Source organism: Pseudarthrobacter sp. B907 (assembly GCF_040137805.1).
Classification (GTDB): Bacteria; Actinomycetota; Actinomycetes; order Actinomycetales; family Micrococcaceae; genus Arthrobacter.
The window spans coordinates 80,257-97,236 of sequence record NZ_JBEEQE010000008.1 but is presented as its reverse complement, the minus strand read 5'-3'; the positions used below and the strand labels follow the sequence as shown (position 1 = coordinate 97,236).

The following is a 16,980-nucleotide window of genomic DNA, read 5'->3' as shown; positions in this document are numbered from 1 at the left end:
ACATCGATCAGCGGCGGATCCATCAATCAAAGCGGGGCACAGTGTTTTTCCTTGAACCGGAAGTACCCGGCGCGGCACCGGATTTGGTCTACTCCGCGAGCGACCTCGTGGTGGCGGTGGACTGCGAGTACCAGCTGCTGAGGAAGCTCGATGAGAAGCTCGGCCGCGCCCCCAAGGCCGACTTCGGTACCGACGAGATGCTCAAGCACGCGGCGGACCTGGGCGAGGTGCACGAGCGCAAGGTCCTGGCCGGCTTCATCGAAGAATTCGGGACCTGGGATCCGGCCCGCGGGCGCGGTGTGTACGACGTCGTTCCCGCCAAATCCATGGACCGCGCCACCCTGCTGGCCAAGCACCACGAATCGATCGAGGCGCTGCGCGCGGGCGCCGACGTCGTGTTCCAGGCCGCCTTCTTCGACGGGCAGTTCCACGGCCGCTCCGACTTCCTGGTGCGCCAGCCCGACGACGGCTACGCCGTGTTCGACACCAAGCTCGCCCGCCACGCCAAGGTGACCGCCCTGCTCCAGCTCGCCGCGTACGGCGACCAGCTCCTGAAGGCCGGCATCCCGGTGGATCCTGCGGTGACGCTTGTGCTGGGCGCCACCGTGCAGCTGGCCAGCGGCGGCTTCGACTACGTCCGGAGCCACCACAAACTCGCCGAGATCCTGCCGGTGTTCCGGGAGCGGCGCGAGCGCTTCCTGGCCCTGACCGCCGCGCACATCGCCGGGGCCGCCACCGTCCGGTGGGGCGCGGATGGCGTCACCGCCTGCGGCCGCTGCGACTACTGCCAGGAGCAGGTCAAAGCCACCGACGACCTGCTCCTCGTCGCCCGGATGAACTCGGTGCAGCGCAAGAACCTGCATGGGCTCGGCATCCACACGGTCACGGAACTCGCGCACGCCACGCTCGTCAAGCCCACCCCCGTGCTTGAGCGGCTGCAGGAACAGGCCCGGATCCAGAGCGGCGCCGGCCCGGCCGACGGCGAGGTGCGGTACGTCAAGGATGGCGAGGAGCACACCCTGCGCTACGCGGTCATGGCGCGGAACACCCTGGCCGAACTGCCGCCGCCGAGTCCCGGCGATATCTTCTTCGATTTCGAGGGCGATCCGCTGTGGCAGGAGAGCGACACGGGGGTGTGGGGGCTGGAGTACCTGTTCGGCGTGATCGAGGCGCCCACCGGGCCAGGCGCTCCGGGGATGTTCCGGCCGTTCTGGGCGCACAGCCGGGCGGCTGAGAAACAGGCCTTCCTGGAGTTCCTGGACTACGTGGAGAAACGCCGGCGGGACTACCCGGACATGCACGTCTACCACTACGCCGCCTATGAGAAGACGGCGCTTCGCAAGCTCTCGGTGCAGCACGTCGCGGGCGAAGACATCGTGGACGAGTGGCTCCGCGAGGGGCTGCTGGTGGACCTCTACCAGACGGTCCGCAACAGCATCCGAATCTCGGAGAACTCGTACAGCATCAAAAAGCTCGAGCCGCTCTACATGGGGGCCAACCTCCGGTCCGGCGACGTTAAGGACGCCGGCGCCTCCGTCGTGGCCTACGCCCACTACTGCGACGCGCGTGACGCCGGCCGGGTCGAGGAGGCCGCCGGGATCCTCGCGGGCATCTCCGATTACAACGAATACGACTGCCTCTCAACCCTGGAGCTGCGGAACTGGCTGCTGCGACGGGCCGGGGAACGCGGGATCACGCCGCGCGGCGGCTTTGGGCCGCTGGATTCGGCGAGCGCCGACACGGCGGACGTGGACGACGACGGCGCCTCCACGGACGCGGCGACCGCAGCAGGCCCGGCGGAGCAAGCCCTGCTGGCTTTTGCCGAGCCCGGAAGCGGCCTGCCCGAGACGGACCGCAAAGCCGTCGCGATGCTGGCCGCGGCCGTGAGCTACCACCGCCGGGAGCGCAAGTCGTTCTGGTGGGCTCACTTCGACCGGTGCGAGCAGGGCCCGGACGCACATCAGCGGGACCGCAACGTTTTCCTGGTCGAATCCGCTGAGGTCCTCGACGACTGGCAGCAGGAAGGCAGGAAGCTCCCGGAGCGTCGGGTCAAGCTGACCGGCACGGTGACCCCGGGCTCGGACCTGCGGGAGGGCAGCACCTGGTTCCGCATGTACGACCATCCGCTTCCCGCCGGGCTGGAAGGCACCGGCAAGCACGGGGCCGGCCGGAACGGATGGTTCGGCACGGAGGTCCTGGAACTGGGCGACGAGGACGGCCAGGACACCGTCATCATCCGGGACCGCCTGCACCGGAACATCCCGGCCCACAATGAGCTGCCCATCGCGCTGACCGAGAACCAGCCGCTCGCCACTAAAAGCCTGGAGCAGGCGCTGGAGTCCCTGGCTGCTACGGTGGCCGTCGGACTGGGCTCCGGGGCCCTCCCCCGCCACCCGGCCCTTGACCTGGTCCGGCGGCTGCCGCCCCGGCTGGCCTCCGGAGCATCCCTGCCGCAGCCCAGCGACGGAGCGGACCGCTTCATCGACGCCATCACGGCGGCGGTGCTGGACCTCGACCACTCCTACCTCGCCGTGCAGGGTCCCCCCGGAACCGGCAAGACCCATGTGGGCTCCCACGTCATCGCCCGGCTGGTGGCCCGCGGCTGGAAGGTCGGCGTCGTCGGCCAGTCCCACGCAGTGGTGGAGAACCTGCTGACCACCGCTGTCTCCACGGCCGGCGTTGATCCGGAGCTTGTAGCCAAGGACGTCAAGCACAGCAATCCCTTGCCGTGGGCGTCGCGTTCCGCCGGTGATGTGGCGGCGCTGCTGGGCTCCGGCGGCGGTGCCCTGATCGGCGGCACGGCCTGGACCATGACCGGCGCCGGCGTCCCGGCCGGCTCGCTGGATCTGCTGGTGATCGACGAGGCCGGCCAGTTCTCCCTGGCCAACACGCTCGCGGTGGCCCAGGCGAGCAGCCGCCTGCTCCTGCTCGGCGACCCGCAGCAGTTGCCGCAGGTGAGCCAGGGCAGGCACCCGGAGCCGGTGGACGAATCGGCCCTCGGCTGGATCTCGGCAGGGCACGCCACGCTCCCGCCGGAGCTGGGCTACTTCCTGGCCGACTCGTGGCGGATGAACTCCAAGCTGTGCCTGGCCGTCTCCGAGCTGTCCTACGAGGGCCGTCTGCACTCCGCGCCGTCCGCGGACCTGCGGCGCCTCGACGGAGTTCCCGCCGGGATCGAGACGGTGATGGTGCCGCACAGTGGCAATACGACGTCGTCCCCGGAGGAGGCCGCCGAGGTAGTCCGGCAGGTGCGGCTTCACCTGGGGCTGGCCTGGCACACCCCGGACGGCTCGCGGCCGCTCGAGGCCGCCGACGTCCTGGTGGTGGCTGCCTACAACGCCCAGGTGAACCTCATTCGCGAGGCGCTGGACCGGGCCGGTCTGTCCGGGGTGCGGGTGGGCACCGTGGACAAGTTCCAGGGGCAGGAAGCGGCGGTGGTGATCGTCTCGATGGCCTGCTCCGCCGTGGCCGAGGCGCCGCGGGGCATGGAGTTCCTGCTCTCCCGCAACCGGATCAATGTGGCGGTCTCGCGCGGGCAGTGGCGCGCCGTCGTCGTTAGGGCCCCGGAGCTGACGAACTACCTACCGCTTCACCCGGAGGGCCTGGAGCAGCTCGGCGGCTTCATCGGCCTCTGCCAAAGGTCCGCGCCGGCGTCACCCTAGGGACATGCCCATTCTTGGCCGCCAGCACTGGACATGCCCATCTTCTAAGCACGCCATTGGACATGCGCTTCGCTTTCGAGCCGCTCAGCGGGACATGCCCATTCTTGGCCGCCACCGCTGGACATGCCCATCTTCTGGGTGCGCCATTGGACATGCACTTCGGTTTCGAGCCGGTCGGCGGGACATGCCCATTCTTAATTGCGAACAGTGCACAGAATAGGATTCTGTCCACTGTTCGCGGCATGCAATGGGCATGTCCCGCCCGAGATTGAGCCGGGCCGCGCTGCTAGTTCTGGTAGGCCGGGTAGTCGGTGTAGCCCTCGGCGCCGTCGGTGTAGAAGGTCGCCGCATCCGGCTCGTTGACGGGGAGGCCTTCGCGCCAGCGTCGCACCAGATCCGGGTTGGCGATGGCGGGACGCCCGACGACCACACCGTCAGTGTGCCCGTCCGAGACCAAGGACTTGGCTTCTTCCGCAGTGGTGATGACGCCGAAGCCGGTGTTCAGGAGGAAGGTGCCGGCAAAGCGCGTGCGCAGGTCCTGGACCAGCTCGCTGGTGGGCTCCTTGTGAAGGACGCTGAGGTAGGCAAGCTTCAGCGGCGCCAGGGCGTCCACCAGGTAGCCGTACGTTTCGCGGACATCGGCGGCGTCCAACTCTAGGGCGCCCTGGACATTGTGCTCGGGTGAGATGCGAATGCCAACCCGGTCCGCGCCAATGGCATCGACCACGGCCTGGACAGTCTCGATCACAAAACGCGCCCGGTTTTCAGCTGAGCCGCCGTAGTTGTCGTCACGCTGGTTCGCAGCCGGCGTCAGGAATTCGTGCAGCAGGTAACCGTTCGCGGAGTGAAGTTCGACGCCGTCGAACCCGGCCTCGATCGCGTTGCGCGAGGCCCGGACGAACTCCTCACGGATGCCGGGCAGCTCGTCGAACGTCAGGGCCCGCGGAACGGGGAACGCCTGCTTGCCCTCGTAGGTGCGGGTGACGCCGTCGATGGCGATGGCGCTCGGGGCGACAACCTCGTGGCCACCGGTGGTGTCCTCATGTGTAACGCGGCCGGCGTGCATGACCTGGGCGAAGATCCGGCCGCCCTCGGCGTGCACTGCGGCGGTAACGTCAGCCCAGCCCTTGAGCTGTTCCTCGGTGACGAGGCCAGGCTGGCCCGGGAAACCGCGTCCGGCGGGGCTCGGAAAGGTACCTTCGCTGACAATCAGGCCGAGCGAGGCGCGCTGCCGGTAATGCTCCACCACCAGCGGTCCCGGGATGCCTTCCCGGCCGGAGCGGAGGCGGGTCAGCGGCGCCATCACGAGTCGGTTCGGGGCTTCCAGTTGTCCGATGGTCAGGGGGGAAAACAGCATGCGCAGTTCCTTTCACAGTGGATTTTGTCCACTGGCGGAAACTCCGCGGCGCCTGCAACTATTCCGGCTGAGACTCGGATCACGCCCCGATCAGCGCGAGGGCTGCGACGCTCCCGGGCACCCCTGGCCTTGCGGATTCTTGAGGCAGTCGTCCGCATAATTGCGGGTGATGGACCGCCACACGCTGACGGTTTGGGGTGCGGAGCTGAACTGCCCTTGGCCGGGGATAGGCAGCGGCGGGCCGCCGTTCACGGAGTACGTTCCCTGGAAATGGGTGGTCAGCACCACGGAGAAGTCGCCGGTTTGCGTGTAGACGTGGCTGGTGGCCGTCTTCTCGCCCCATCGGTCCTGGGGCAACGAGCCGCCCGACGTTGTCGTGGGCCCCAGCGAGGTGCCGTCACCGTAGTTCCAGGAGTACTGGACGGGTTTGGCATCTACATGGACATCCTGAGCGAGGATCTTGATGTCGAACTGCTGCGGATCCGCTTCTGCGAAGAAGTTTGTTTCCGCACCGCGAAGAGTATGCGGGCTGGGTTGCGCGGTTGCTTTGCCGGCGGCGATTGGAAGTTTTTGGAACTCCGTTTGAATTAGGGCTGCGATGCGCGGCAGCAACTCTTCAGGCCGCGCATCAAACAGGCACGTTGGGCCGGAATGAAAGGTCCAGACCGGATTCGGCACCCCCGCGGGAGCCTTGAGCCAGACGACGGGAATCCCCTCAGTACCGTCGGGTCCGTTCTTGCAATCCACGATTACCGCCAGACACTCGGTGTCAAAGTCACCGCCGCCAAGGTGGCACTGGAGCTCGTACTTGTATTGATTCGGGTCATTGAAAACTGAACCCGCGGGGCTCCAAACGAAGCCACCCTTAATTGGATCGATTATCCAGCCCCCGATGTCGACCGTATCTTCGCCCCAATCACCAGTTATCGGCGGTGTCTGCCCGTCCACGGGCGCGATGAGGCTCCCCATCGAACTTGCGAGAGTCCACACGGCCCAGAGAACGACAGCCCTCCAATACGTTCGCATTACGCTAGCCAACGATCGGTTGGATGTTGTTTACGTACCACGATCCGCCCTTGTATTGGGCCAGCATTAAATTGCCGGTGTCATCTGGTTTGGGAGTGGAACGATACATAGTGCCATCAGGATTGAAATAGGAAATCGCCGATTGGGACACCTGAATTGCAACCTGGTAGTTTCCTTGCGTGTCGGCCCGAAACGTCGTGCTGACAGATGGAGTCTGAGTCCGACCTCCTACCAACCAGCGCCCATCGGCGTGCCACCCAGTGATGACGGTCTTCGCTTTCTCGCAGGACCGGCATTCGGTGCTCGTTATGGCGACGAGCCGGGACGTGTCGCCAGTCTCATAACCGTAGCTGAGGAGCTCAAACCAGTACCGCGCGAAGGCCTCCAGCCCTTCCTTCGTCTCCGCTTTCGCCGCCTCTGGGAGCACGGGGACCGGGACGTTTTGTGCCCGGCCCGAGGCATCCGCCGGCTTGTAGCTGGCGGTCGGTGTCGGCGTCGGGGTCGGCGTCGGGGTTGCGGAACCCGAAGAGGAAGCCGGACCGCTACTGACCGTAACGCCGGGCGGAGGTTGGCCGCCGGTGCAGGCCGTTGCCGACAGAACGGCGGCGATAAGCAGTGCGGCTGCGGCTATGTGCCTGCGGCTGGAGATTGGAATGCGAGATGTCATGTTCAGCTAATCCCCCGATAGAAATCAAGACGCCCTGAATCCAAACAATGCCTAAGGGTAACTGAGAACGCCGTCGGGCCGTAAGAGTTATCCACAGCCCGTTTTTCGAACGGCGCGAGTCCGGCTGGCCGGGTCCCTCGGCGCGGCTTATGCTCCTCCTAGTTGGCGCCATGTCCCGGGTCGCTGCAGGATGCTGGGGAAGCTTGGCCGTACCCAAGTTCCTAGCGCCGAAGACCGGGGCCCGCAGCGAGGCTTTCAGTTCCTTACGCCTCTGGCATTTTTCTACGCCGGATAGAACAATGAGCCCATGATGTTCGAACACGCAGAAGGCAGCCCGATCCTGACCCTGACCGAGGACCAAATCTGGAAACTCATCGAAGGGACCAAACACGGCAGACTCGTCGTCACCGTGGCTGGGGAACCGGACATTTTTCCGGTGAATTACGCGGTTAGTGACCGGAAGGTCTATCTGCGCACCGCGCCCGGCAACAAACTCGCCGAATTGACCATCAATTCCAAGGTGCTGTTCGAAACGGACGGCATTCTCTCCGAGGAGGCATGGTCGGTGGTGGTCCGCGGCACGGCTCGAGCCCTCGAGCAGTCGTCCGAGATTGCGGCCGCGGAGGCGCTGGGGCTCAAACCGTGGGTGCCGACGCTGAAAGACTTCTACGTCGAGATTGAGCCGACGTCGGTCAGCGGCCGCCACTTCCAGTTCGGGGAACACCCCGAGCGGGAGATCTAGGCCAGGGCGCCGCCAAGACCCTGCTGCCCGGCACCCCCAACGACCCCGCCGCCAAGACCCCCTCCAACCGCCGCCAGCTAGCCGCGGCCTAGACTTAAACCATGGCGGACAGTCTGACCCCGGAGCGGCGCAGCTGGAACATGTCCCGCATCCGCGGCAAGAACACCAAGCCCGAGCTGCTGGTCCGTCGCATGCTCCACGCCAAGGGCTACCGCTACCGGCTCCACGGCACGGCCCGCGGCGGCAGGCTTCCCGGCAACCCCGATCTGGTCTTTGCCGGCCGCCACAAGGTCATCTTCGTCAATGGCTGCTTCTGGCATTTCCACGGCTGCCGGGTCGGGCAGCACGCGCCAAAATCCAACGCCGAGTTCTGGGAGACCAAGCGGACCCGCACCCGGAACCGCGACGCCGAACAGCGGCGCCTGCTCGAGAGCTCGGGCTGGGAGGTGCTCACGGTCTGGGAATGCGAGCTGAAGGACCTTTCCGCCCTCGAGCAGCAGCTGGACACCTTCCTAGGCGCACCCGCCCCGCGACGCGAAAATAATTCGTACGCGACATCCGAAATGTAATCGCGGATCCCGGTAATCTCAGCAGCACCGGCGAGGCAGCCTACGACTAGTCATCGTAATTGCCTCGCCGCCTACCCGAGACAGACCGGGCCGCCTGGGCTAAACTCGAAACTCGGGGACTAGGACTCTATTGGTCAGTACGTGGGGGTACTACGAACTCCGCAGGAGAAGCAAGATGCCACATTTGTTGTTGTCCACCGAGACCCGCACGCGGCACGCTGTCCGGAGCCCCGAGACATCAGAAGATCTGGAGCCTCTGCGCAGGCAAGTGTCCGCCATCATCGACGCAATCCTCTCCGAAACCAAACCCGAAGAGGCCCTCGTCCGCGAACAGCTCCGCTGGCACGTAGCCAACAATCCCGGCCAGCCGGAGAAGGCGCTGCTGAACCACCTGCTCTCCATCTCCACAACCGTGCAGGACGACACCGCCTAGGCTCCCCCCGGAACCGGCACTCAGCGGCTGATCGCAGCCTGCCGCACCACTTCGCCCCACGACTGTTGTGCCAGGTCCGCCACGGAGGCCAGGATTTCCGCCGGCGGCAAAGACAGGTCCAGCGGGAACTCCACCACGTCGATGTCCGTGTTGAGGATCCGCCGAAGTTTGATCTCGCCCGCGCCCGCGTAGACCAGCCACGCCGTCGGCACCCGCAGCGAGGTGCAGTACGCCAGCATCCGGTAATGGTCAGCGGACAGGGAGGCGCCGACGTCGGACGCCGCCTTGTACTTCGCGTCGTAGACCATCACGGGCCGGCCGCCGAGCAGATGCACCGCGCCCGGTTGCACCATGATCCGGTCGGAATCCCGCACCGCCTCGTTGAGCATCGAGTTGTAGCGCAGCCGCATCTCCCCCGGGTGTGCCGCCATGGCCTCCCGCAGCGCGGTGCCGACAAAGTCCTCGAAAACTTTGGACATGTCCACCACAAACGACGCCGAGTGCTGCTTGCCGTCCCCGGCCTCGGCCGAGGCGTTGCGTAGGATCACCTCGGCGAGCCGCAGGGCCGCGTGGTATCGGGTGTTCATCCGGCTGGCCCGCCACGGCGGCAGCGGCGCGCCGGACTGCAGGCGCGTCACGGCGTCGAGCTTGCCCTTCAACCGCCGCAACCGGCTGAGCACATCGGCCCGCACTCCCGGCACCTTCGACATCCGTTCAAGGGCTGCCCGAAGGATGCGGTTTTCCGGGATGTCCTCGGTGAATTCGTCGTATGAGACCTCGAGCGGCACCAGCATCCCGGGCCGGCGCGAGATCTGGTCCGAGATCCGGATCCGGCCCTTGACGGTGCGGAGCGACTCGTCGACGTTCAGGTACCCCTGGAGCACGCCGCGGCTCAGCGCCCGGTCCGCGAGCTGGGCCAGTGACTCGGCCAGGGCGCTCCAGAGGTCAGTGTCTTCGACGGCGGCCACGGCGTCATCCCGGAAACCCTGGTTCTCCGTGTAGCCGAGCAGGAAGAGCAGGCGCCCGAGCCCCAGCCGTTCCTTGGGCCGGACCTCCAGCTGCACGGAGGGGGTCCGCACGGACCCGACCTTGCCCACCGGTTCGATCCGGAACAGGCCCATGCCCAGCGGCGAGGCCTTGGCCAGGCCGCTGCCGTTGATGTAGGCGGCGCTGCCGGCGTCGATCCGTTCCACCACTCCCCCGGACAGCTCGTCCAGGACAATGTGGCGGACGGCGCCGGCCAGGGCGGGACTAGACGCGCGCAAGGCGGGCCAACAGCTGCTCCAGGCCGAACCGCTCCTCCAGCTGCGCCCGGTTCAGCTGGCCGTGGTAGTGCTCTTCGAGCAGCGGCATCAGCTCGTACTTCCAGATCCGGCGCAGCCCGGTGGGGGTCTGGGCGGCCTTCTTCATGAAGTAGGACGGCCCGATCATCAGGTCGCGGTCCCACTCGTCGATGGCGCTGTTCAGCTCATCGAGCAGCAGCGCCGGCGTGGTGTCCAGGCCGCGGGCCTGCAGGAAGCGCAGCAGCGTTCCCTTCACCGGCTCGGTCTTGGGGTGCAGCTCGATAAAGGAGAACCGGCGGCGGATGGCGGCATCCATCATCGCGATGGAGCGGTCGGCGGTGTTCATGGTGCCGATGATGTACAGGTTGTCCGGCAGCGAGAACGGCTCGGTGGGGCTGTACTGCAGGTAGATGCGGTCGTCGCGGTACTCGAGCAGGAAGTACAGCTCGCCGAAGACCTTCGCAAGGTTGGCGCGGTTCATCTCGTCGATGATCAGGAAGTACGGTTTGCTCTCGTTGCCCGGCTTCGCAGCCTCCTCGGCCAGCCGGCGCAGCGGTCCGGCGACCAGTTTGAAGGACACCTGACCCTCGTCGGTCTTGTCCGGGCGGTAGCCCTCGAAGAAGTCCTCGTAGGCATAGGAGGGGTGGAACTGGACGAGTTTGACCCGTTCGTCGCCGGTGTCGCCGGCCAGCTCGGCCGCGAGGTGCTTGGCCAGGTAGGTTTTCCCGGTGCCGGGAGGACCGTACAGGACCAGCTGGCGGTTTTCCTCCAGCAATTCGGCGATTTCCTGCAGGGGCTCGAGGTCCATGTGCAGGGACGCGGCGAACTCGGCCGTCAGCGGCCGGAAACCCTCACAGGGTGGTTCGACGACGGCGTCCGGCTCGGCGCCGTCGTCCGGTTCCGATTCGGCTTCGGCCGGGAGCAGCGTGTCGAGCGCCTGGATCACCCTGGTAACGTCCACGATCAGCCCGGAGCTGGCCAGCTGGCGCTGCACATGTCGGGGCAGGTCGGCCGTCGAGTGGACCTCGTCGAACCAGCGGACCTTGCGGCGCAGCCGGCGGTTGTCCTCGTGGTGCTCAGGTTCGCCCAGTACCACCCCCACCCGGACGGCGCCGGAGTGCTGGTACAGCGTGAGGTCGCCCGGTTTCATCACGGTCAGGAACGCGAAGATGGCGGTCTTGGTGTCCTCGCGCTCCACATAGCTCAGGTGCTTGTAGTCCTCGTCCACGGCGTGCTGCACCACGCCCGCGGTCACGCCCGGGTCCAGCAGGCGGAGGTGCTCGACGTCGAGCGTCACGGCTTCCTCGTCCTGCCAGGCGGCGAGCAGCTCGGCATTGTCGTGGTGGCTGCGCAGCAGCCAGGCGCGGCGGCCGGGATCTCCCACCTTCCGCCACTGGCTGACCAGCTGCCGGGAGTACCAGTCGATCCGCTGCCCGGCCTGTTCGTCCAGATGCAGCCGGATGCGGTGGATGTCGGCGGAGACTTCCTCGTCGGAGTCACCCTTGGCACCGCCGACCAGCGAGGCGAAGGCGTCGCGGATTTCCTGGCGTTCGACGTCGGCCACCACGGGTTCGAAATAGCCGGGCCAGACCAGGAACTCGATGCTCCGGCGGATGGCCGGCTGGTCCTCGGGGGTGCCGGCGGTCAGGTTGTGGAACGCCAGCGGGTCCGTGAGGGCTGCCTGCACTGCGGCGGTGGGCTGGTTGTCGACGTGGGCGACGAAGCGGCAGAGCCATTTCAGGTGGTCCCAAATGGTCCAGTTAAATTCCGCGGTGCGGTCCCGGATCACGCCGTGGTCCGTCATCCCGGCGTAGAGCTCCTCCGGGAGTTCCAGCGGCGGCTCCAGCCAGGACGCGGCCTCGGCGACCCGGGCGCGCTTGACCTTGAGCGACTTCACCTCATGGGCCAGCGGCAACGACTGCAGGAACAGCAGTTCCACGGCCAACTGCTTGGCCCCGCGCGACGCCCCCTCAAGGTTCTGCCGGAGGTTGGTCATCATGGGTGCCTTAGGGTCCGCGGCGCCGGCTTCCAGGCGTTCGAGCAGCTCGACGGCGGCGTCCGCCGTCCACGTCATGGTGCGCCCGTCCAGGGCCGACGGCTGGCCGTGCAGGCCCGGGCCCAGGACGAACCAGGCCGCGTCCTCGATCTCTTTTGAGATGCCGAGGGCGCGGTGCATGGCGGTCTTTGGCGATGGGGTCATGCAATCAATTTACAGCCTAAAACTGAACGAAGGCATAACGGGCGGGCATGAGTTACCTGGCAGTAGCTTCCGCGGCCTACCGTCGGCGCCGGGCCCGGAGCGCCCCGGCGACGCGGCCAGCTGGGACTTACTTCGCGGCCGGGCGGCGCTTGACGCCGAAGGTGAAGTAGGTGCCCGGGCCGACGAAGTTGATGAGTGTGGCGGCCCGCCACAGGGCCTTGCTGCCGCGGATTTCCTCCGCCGGGCGCCGCGAGATGTCGCGCTGGGCGGCGACCAGGAGGGAGAGCTGGACCACGGCCGCCGTGATGGTGCCGAACTTCGCCATCGGCGAGAGTTCTTTCCAGGTTTTCTTCCGTGCCCTCGTCTTGCTTCGCTTGGCCATGAGCCCTGCTCCTTGCTTCGGGTGTCCAGACAACCGGGTTCAGGCATCCCCCGGGCCTGATCAGTCTAGGACCGATCCCGGCGGCGAGGTAGGGCCTAGCGGGTCTGGTGGGCGGCCGTGAATGGGGCCAGCTTGGCCTTCTGCTCGGGGGTCAGACGAAGGACCCGTCCGGTGGCCTCGTCCACAAACGCCAGGTGGCTGCTGGCCTTGACGCAGTCCTCGCCGGTCACGGGATCCTGGACGAGGTAGTGGATGTCGAAGCTGGCACCTTTGACCGCACCAATCCAAAGCTGCACGACGGCGGGCACGTTGCGGTATTCCAGCGTCCGGACGTAGCGGATCTTGTGTTCCACAACGAGCGCCAGCGTCCCCTCCGGGACCTCGTTGAACAGGGACACCTCAGGTTCGACGCCGGGCAGGCCGGCTCCGCGGGGCGGCCCGAACGCGGCGATCCGGGCCTCCTCCAGGATCCGGACGAGCTGGACGTTGTTGATGTGGCCGTAGGCATCCATGTCGCCCCAGCGCATCGGCACCTTGACCTCCAGGCGCCGCGGGTCCGTGGCCCCGGCGGGTTGTCCCTCCGCCGGCGCCATCCCGGCGGCGCTCAGCTGTGCACCGCCGTCGGCTCTTCCAGGACGGAGGCTTCGGCGTCTTCCCCGGCGAACTGGGACATGTACAGCCGGTAGTAGGCGCCCTGTAGTTCCAGCAGCTCCGCGTGCCGGCCCTGTTCGACGATCCGGCCGGCCTCCATAACCAGGATGGTGTCGGCATCCCGGATGGTGGAGAGCCGGTGGGCGATCACAAAGCTGGTGCGCTCGGTGCGCAGCGCGGCCATGGCCTTCTGGACCAGGGCCTCGGTGCGGGTATCAACGGAACTGGTGGCTTCGTCCAGGATCAGCAGCGAGGGGTTCGCGACGAAAGCCCGGGCGATGGTGATCAGCTGCTTCTCGCCGGCGCTGACGTTGTTGCCTTCCTCGTCGATGACCGTGTTGTAGCCGTCCGGCAGGGCACGGACGAAGCGGTCCACGAAGGTGGCCTTCGCCGCCGCCATGATCTGTTCCTCGGTGGCGTCCAACTTGCCATAGCGGATGTTCTCGTAGATTGTGCCGCCGAACAGCCACGCGTCCTGCAGGACCATGCCCACCTTGGACCGCAGTTCCGCGCGGCTGAGCTTGGTGACGTCGACGCCGTCGAGCGTGATGCTCCCGGCGTTGAGCTCGTAGAAGCGCATCACGAGGTTCACCAGGGTGGTCTTGCCGGCCCCGGTCGGGCCGACGATCGCGACGGTGTGGCCCGGCTCGGCGGTGAAGGACAGATCCTCAATCAGCGGCTTGTCCGGGGTGTAGCTGAAGGTGACGTGCCGGAACTCAACGTGCCCGTCCGTTTTGGCCGGGAGGTGGTCGGTGGCGGTCTCGGCGTCCTGTTCGTCGGCGTCGAGGAACTCGAAGACCCGTTCGGCGGAAGCCACACCGGACTGGAGCATGTTGGCCATGCCGGCCATCTGCCCCAGCGGCTGGGTGAATTCGCGCGAGTACTGGATGAACGCCGTCGCATCCCCCAGGCTCATCCCGCCCCAGGCCACCCGCAGGCCACCGACGACGGCGATCCCCACGTAGCTGAGGTAGGACACGAACTGCATGACCGGCATGATCATGCCGGAGACGAACTGGGCGCCGAAGCTGGCCTTGTAGAGTTCCTCGTTCCGCTCGTCGAAGCGGGCCAGCATGTCGGCGTCGCGGCCGAACACGCGGACCAGGTCGTGGCCGGAGAAGGACTCTTCGATCTGGCCGTTGAGCTCGCCGGTGTTCTTCCACTGCGCGGCGAAGAGCTTCTGGCTGCGGGCGCCGATGATGCCGGCGGCTACGCCCGAAAGCGGCAGCGCGATCAGGGCGATCAGGGCCAGCTGCCAGGACACGATGAACATCATGATCACGATGCCGATGACCGTCAGGGCGGAGTTCACCAGCTGCGCGAAGGCCTGCTGCAGCGCCTGCTGGATGTTGTCGACGTCGTTGGTGACGCGGGAGAGGATGTCGCCGCGCTGCCGGGTGTCAAAGTAGCCCAGCGGGAGCTTGTTGAGCTTCTTTTCGGTGTCGTCCCGCAGCCGGCGGACCACCCGCATGACGAGCACGTTCAGGACGTAGCCCTGCAGCCAGAGGAAGATGTTGGCGACGAAGTACATCACCAGGACCACGCTGATCAGGAACGCGAGCTTCTGGAAGTCGATGCCTACCCCGGGGGTGACGTCCATCCTGGCCAGCATGTCGGCGAAGTTGTCCTGGCCCTGGGAGCGCAGCCCGGCGATGAACTGGTCCTTGGTGGCACCGGCCGGCAGCTGCTTGCCGACGACGCCGCCGAAGATCACGTCCATCGCCTGGCCCAGGATGCGCGGCGCGATCACGTTGAGGACGACGGCGACCGTCACCATGGCGAGCACGGCAACGATGCCGGCGCGCTCGGGTTTCAGCAGGCCCATCAGCCGCTTTGCCGAGGGCCAGAAATGCTGGGCCTTCTTCGCAGGGACCGCGCCGAACATGCCGCCATCGGCTTCTCCGGCGGTGAATTCCTCCTCGTAGAAGTCGTCGTCCGTCGTTTCCGCGGCTTCGGTGGCCCCGTTGGGGGCCTTGCTGAGCTTTTCGTTGGTGCTCACGCGATTGCCTCCGCGGTCAGCTGGGATTCGACGATTTCCTGGTAGGTGCCGGAGCTCGCGAGGAGCTCCTCATGGGTGCCGCGGTCCACGATCCGGCCGTTGTCCAACACGAGGATCTGGTCCGCGTCCGCGATGGTGGAGACGCGCTGGCCCACGATGATCACCGTGGCGTCGGCGGTTTTGGCCTTGAGCGCCCTCCGCAGCCGGGCGTCGGTGGCGACGTCGAGGGCGGAGAAGGAGTCATCGAAGAGGAAGACCTTGGGTTCGGTGACGAGGGCGCGGGCGATGCACAGCCGCTGGCGCTGGCCGCCGGAGACGTTGGTGCCGCCCTGGGCGATGCGGGCGCCAAGCCCGTTCTTCTTCTCCCGGACGAAGTCGGCCGCCTGGGCGACGGTGAGGGCGTCCCAGAGTTCCGCGTCCGTGGCCTCGGGCTTGCCGAAGCGCAGGTTGTGCTCGATGGTGCCGGAGAACAGGTAGGGCCGTTGTGGCACCATCGCGACGCGTCCGGTGATCTCGGAGCGGTCCAGCTTGGTGACGGGGACGCCGTCGAGCAGCACCTCGCCGGAGGCGGCGTCGAAGAGCCGCGGCAGCAGGGCCAGCAGGGTCGTTTTGCCGGAGCCGGTGGACCCGATGATCGCCACGGTCTGGCCCGGTTCGGCGGTGAAGCTGATATTGCTAAGCACCGGCGCCTCCGCACCCGGGTAGGCGAAGGAGACGTTGCGGAACTCCACCCGGCCGGCCGTGGCGGCGGGGGCCACCGGGGCGGCGGGCTCGTGGATGGAGGGTTCGACGTCGAGCACCTCGCCGATGCGGTCCGCGCACACCGAGGCGCGCGGAATCATCATTGCCATAAACGTGCCCATCATGACGGCCATCAGGATCTGCAGCAGGTACTGCAGGAATGCCGTCAGCGAGCCCACCTGCATGTCCCCGGCGTCCACCCGCTGGCCGCCGAACCACAGCACCGCGGCGGTGGAGACGTGCAGGATCATGCCGATCGCCGGGAACATCAGCACGAACAGCGAGCCGATTTTCAGCGACACGTCGGTGAGCTCCTGGTTGGCGGAGCCGAAGCGCTGCGCCTCGTGGGGTTCGCGGACAAAGGCGCGGACCACGCGGATGCCGATAATCTGCTCGCGCAGGATGCCGTTGAGCCGGTCGATCTTCGCCTGCATGGAACGGAACAGCGGCATCAGGCGGACCACGAGGTAGCCGACCACGACCACCAGGAGCGGGACCGAGACCCACACCAGCCAGGACAGGTTGAGGTCTTCGCGGAGGGCCATGACGATGCCCCCGATGCACATGATGGGCGTGGCGACCATGAAGTTCAGTGCCATCAGCATCAGCATCTGGACCTGCTGGACGTCGTTGGTGCCGCGGGTGATCAGCGTCGGGGCGCCGAAGACGTTGACGTCCCTGGCCGAGAAGCTGCTGACCTTGCGGAACACGCCGCGGCGCAGGTCCCGGCCGAACGCCATCGCGGCCTTGGACCCGAAGTAGACGCCGGCGATCGCGGTGACCACCTGGATCAGCGCGACGCCGAGCATCAGCGCGCCGGTGCGCCAGATGTAGTCCGTGTCGCCGCGGGAGACACCCTCATCAATGATTTGGGCGTTGAGGCTGGGCAGGTACAGGGCCGCAATGGTCGAGGCCAGCTGGAAAACGATGACGGCCGCAATATACGGCAGATACGGCTTGGAATAGCGCCGTATGAGGGTGACAAGCATGCCCGGGGGTCCTTAGGAACTGACGAGTAGATGAGTCTGGATAAGACTCCGGGAAGCACACAAGCAACCCGGTGCAGTTAGTACTAACAGAGGGGCCAGACAGCGATAGCCATCCAACTCTACGAAACGAGCCGCCCGCACGGAACATCGTCCGCGCAAAATCATCCTGACGGCGCCGATTTCGGGGCCCGGCGGCTCGGCGGCGTTCAAGAACACCGGGGCGAACTTCGGCACCGTTAGTAACAGTAGTGGACTGTTGCCACAGTAGTCCCAGCAAAA

General features: G+C 66.6%; 13 protein-coding genes. 4 read left to right on the top strand and 9 right to left on the bottom strand.

Translation table 11 applies throughout. From position 1 onward, the window contains the following. Nucleotides 1-41: 41 nt before the first annotated feature. Nucleotides 42-3,662 carry a TM0106 family RecB-like putative nuclease gene (locus tag ABLI39_RS09170; RefSeq protein ID WP_349413103.1) on the top strand — a complete coding sequence of 1,207 codons (3,621 nt, stop codon included), beginning with the start codon at nt 42-44 and terminating at the stop codon, nt 3,660-3,662. 286 nt (nt 3,663-3,948) lie between these two features. Here ABLI39_RS09170 and ABLI39_RS09165 read toward each other — a convergent pair whose 3' ends face one another. The 3 genes from ABLI39_RS09165 to ABLI39_RS09155 all read right to left on the bottom strand — a co-directional run bounded on the left by ABLI39_RS09165 (nt 3,949) and on the right by ABLI39_RS09155 (nt 6,712). Beyond that, entirely contained in the window at nt 3,949-5,019 is a 1,071-nt protein-coding gene (locus ABLI39_RS09165) for an alkene reductase (RefSeq protein ID WP_349413102.1), read from the bottom strand. Between the two features lie 90 nt (nt 5,020-5,109). Then, nucleotides 5,110-5,967, bottom strand: coding sequence for a PKD domain-containing protein (locus ABLI39_RS09160; RefSeq protein WP_349413101.1), 858 nt, complete (start codon nt 5,965-5,967; stop codon nt 5,110-5,112). A gap of 82 nt (nt 5,968-6,049) precedes the next feature. After that, nucleotides 6,050-6,712 (bottom strand): DUF6318 family protein, encoded by a 663-nt coding sequence (locus ABLI39_RS09155; RefSeq protein WP_349413100.1) that lies wholly within the window; start codon nt 6,710-6,712, stop codon nt 6,050-6,052. 307 nt (nt 6,713-7,019) lie between these two features. On the opposite strand from ABLI39_RS09155, the gene ABLI39_RS09150 reads away from it, so the two are divergent. The 3 genes from ABLI39_RS09150 (at nt 7,020) to ABLI39_RS09140 (ending at nt 8,456) form a co-directional block, all read left to right on the top strand. Next, nucleotides 7,020-7,454, top strand: a complete 435-nt coding sequence (locus ABLI39_RS09150; RefSeq protein WP_349413099.1) for a pyridoxamine 5'-phosphate oxidase family protein — start codon at nt 7,020-7,022, stop codon at nt 7,452-7,454. Nucleotides 7,455-7,555: 101 nt separating this feature from the next. Beyond that, complete coding sequence (locus ABLI39_RS09145) at nt 7,556-8,023, top strand: very short patch repair endonuclease (protein WP_349413098.1); 468 nt, start codon at nt 7,556-7,558, stop codon at nt 8,021-8,023. Nucleotides 8,024-8,291: 268 nt separating this feature from the next. Next, entirely contained in the window at nt 8,292-8,456 is a 165-nt protein-coding gene (locus ABLI39_RS09140; protein ID WP_349413097.1) for a hypothetical protein, read from the top strand. Nucleotides 8,457-8,476: 20 nt separating this feature from the next. Here ABLI39_RS09140 and ABLI39_RS09135 read toward each other — a convergent pair whose 3' ends face one another. From ABLI39_RS09135 to ABLI39_RS09110, 6 genes are all read right to left on the bottom strand, one after another. Next, a complete protein-coding gene (locus ABLI39_RS09135; protein WP_349413096.1) occupies nt 8,477-9,721 on the bottom strand; it encodes a 5-methylcytosine restriction system specificity protein McrC in 1,245 nt (414 codons plus the stop codon). Then, the gene (locus ABLI39_RS09130; protein ID WP_349413095.1) at nt 9,708-11,939 is read right to left on the bottom strand and encodes an McrB family protein; all 2,232 of its coding nucleotides are present in this window, start codon (nt 11,937-11,939) and stop codon (nt 9,708-9,710) included. The genes ABLI39_RS09135 and ABLI39_RS09130 overlap by 14 nt, the downstream gene beginning before the upstream one ends. A 127-nt stretch (nt 11,940-12,066) precedes the next feature. Then, nucleotides 12,067-12,321: a hypothetical protein gene (locus ABLI39_RS09125; protein WP_146335602.1), complete on the bottom strand. Its 255-nt coding sequence runs from the start codon at nt 12,319-12,321 to the stop codon at nt 12,067-12,069. Nucleotides 12,322-12,416: 95 nt separating this feature from the next. Further along, a complete protein-coding gene (locus tag ABLI39_RS09120; protein WP_349413169.1) occupies nt 12,417-12,848 on the bottom strand; it encodes an acyl-CoA thioesterase in 432 nt (143 codons plus the stop codon). 77 nt (nt 12,849-12,925) lie between these two features. Further along, the gene (locus ABLI39_RS09115; RefSeq protein ID WP_502935212.1) at nt 12,926-14,971 is read right to left on the bottom strand and encodes an ABC transporter ATP-binding protein; all 2,046 of its coding nucleotides are present in this window, start codon (nt 14,969-14,971) and stop codon (nt 12,926-12,928) included. Next, a complete protein-coding gene (locus tag ABLI39_RS09110) occupies nt 14,968-16,701 on the bottom strand; it encodes an ABC transporter ATP-binding protein (RefSeq protein ID WP_349413094.1) in 1,734 nt (577 codons plus the stop codon). Before ABLI39_RS09110 ends, ABLI39_RS09115 begins: the two co-directional genes overlap by 4 nt. Nucleotides 16,702-16,980: the final 279 nt, after the last annotated feature.

Bases quoted from the DNA above. Each gene is read 5' to 3' on its own strand.
- ABLI39_RS09165 (WP_349413102.1), bottom strand. From the start codon at position 5,019: ATGCTGTTTTCCCCCCTGACCATCGGACAACTGGAAGCCCCGAACCGA.
- ABLI39_RS09155 (WP_349413100.1), bottom strand. From the start codon at position 6,712: ATGACATCTCGCATTCCAATCTCCAGCCGCAGGCACATAGCCGCAGCC.
- ABLI39_RS09150 (WP_349413099.1), top strand. From the start codon at position 7,020: ATGATGTTCGAACACGCAGAAGGCAGCCCGATCCTGACCCTGACCGAG.
- ABLI39_RS09145 (WP_349413098.1), top strand. From the start codon at position 7,556: ATGGCGGACAGTCTGACCCCGGAGCGGCGCAGCTGGAACATGTCCCGC.
- ABLI39_RS09130 (WP_349413095.1), bottom strand. From the start codon at position 11,939: ATGACCCCATCGCCAAAGACCGCCATGCACCGCGCCCTCGGCATCTCA.
- ABLI39_RS09125 (WP_146335602.1), bottom strand. From the start codon at position 12,321: ATGGCCAAGCGAAGCAAGACGAGGGCACGGAAGAAAACCTGGAAAGAA.
- ABLI39_RS09120 (WP_349413169.1), bottom strand. From the start codon at position 12,848: ATGCGCTGGGGCGACATGGATGCCTACGGCCACATCAACAACGTCCAG.
- ABLI39_RS09110 (WP_349413094.1), bottom strand. From the start codon at position 16,701: ATGCTTGTCACCCTCATACGGCGCTATTCCAAGCCGTATCTGCCGTAT.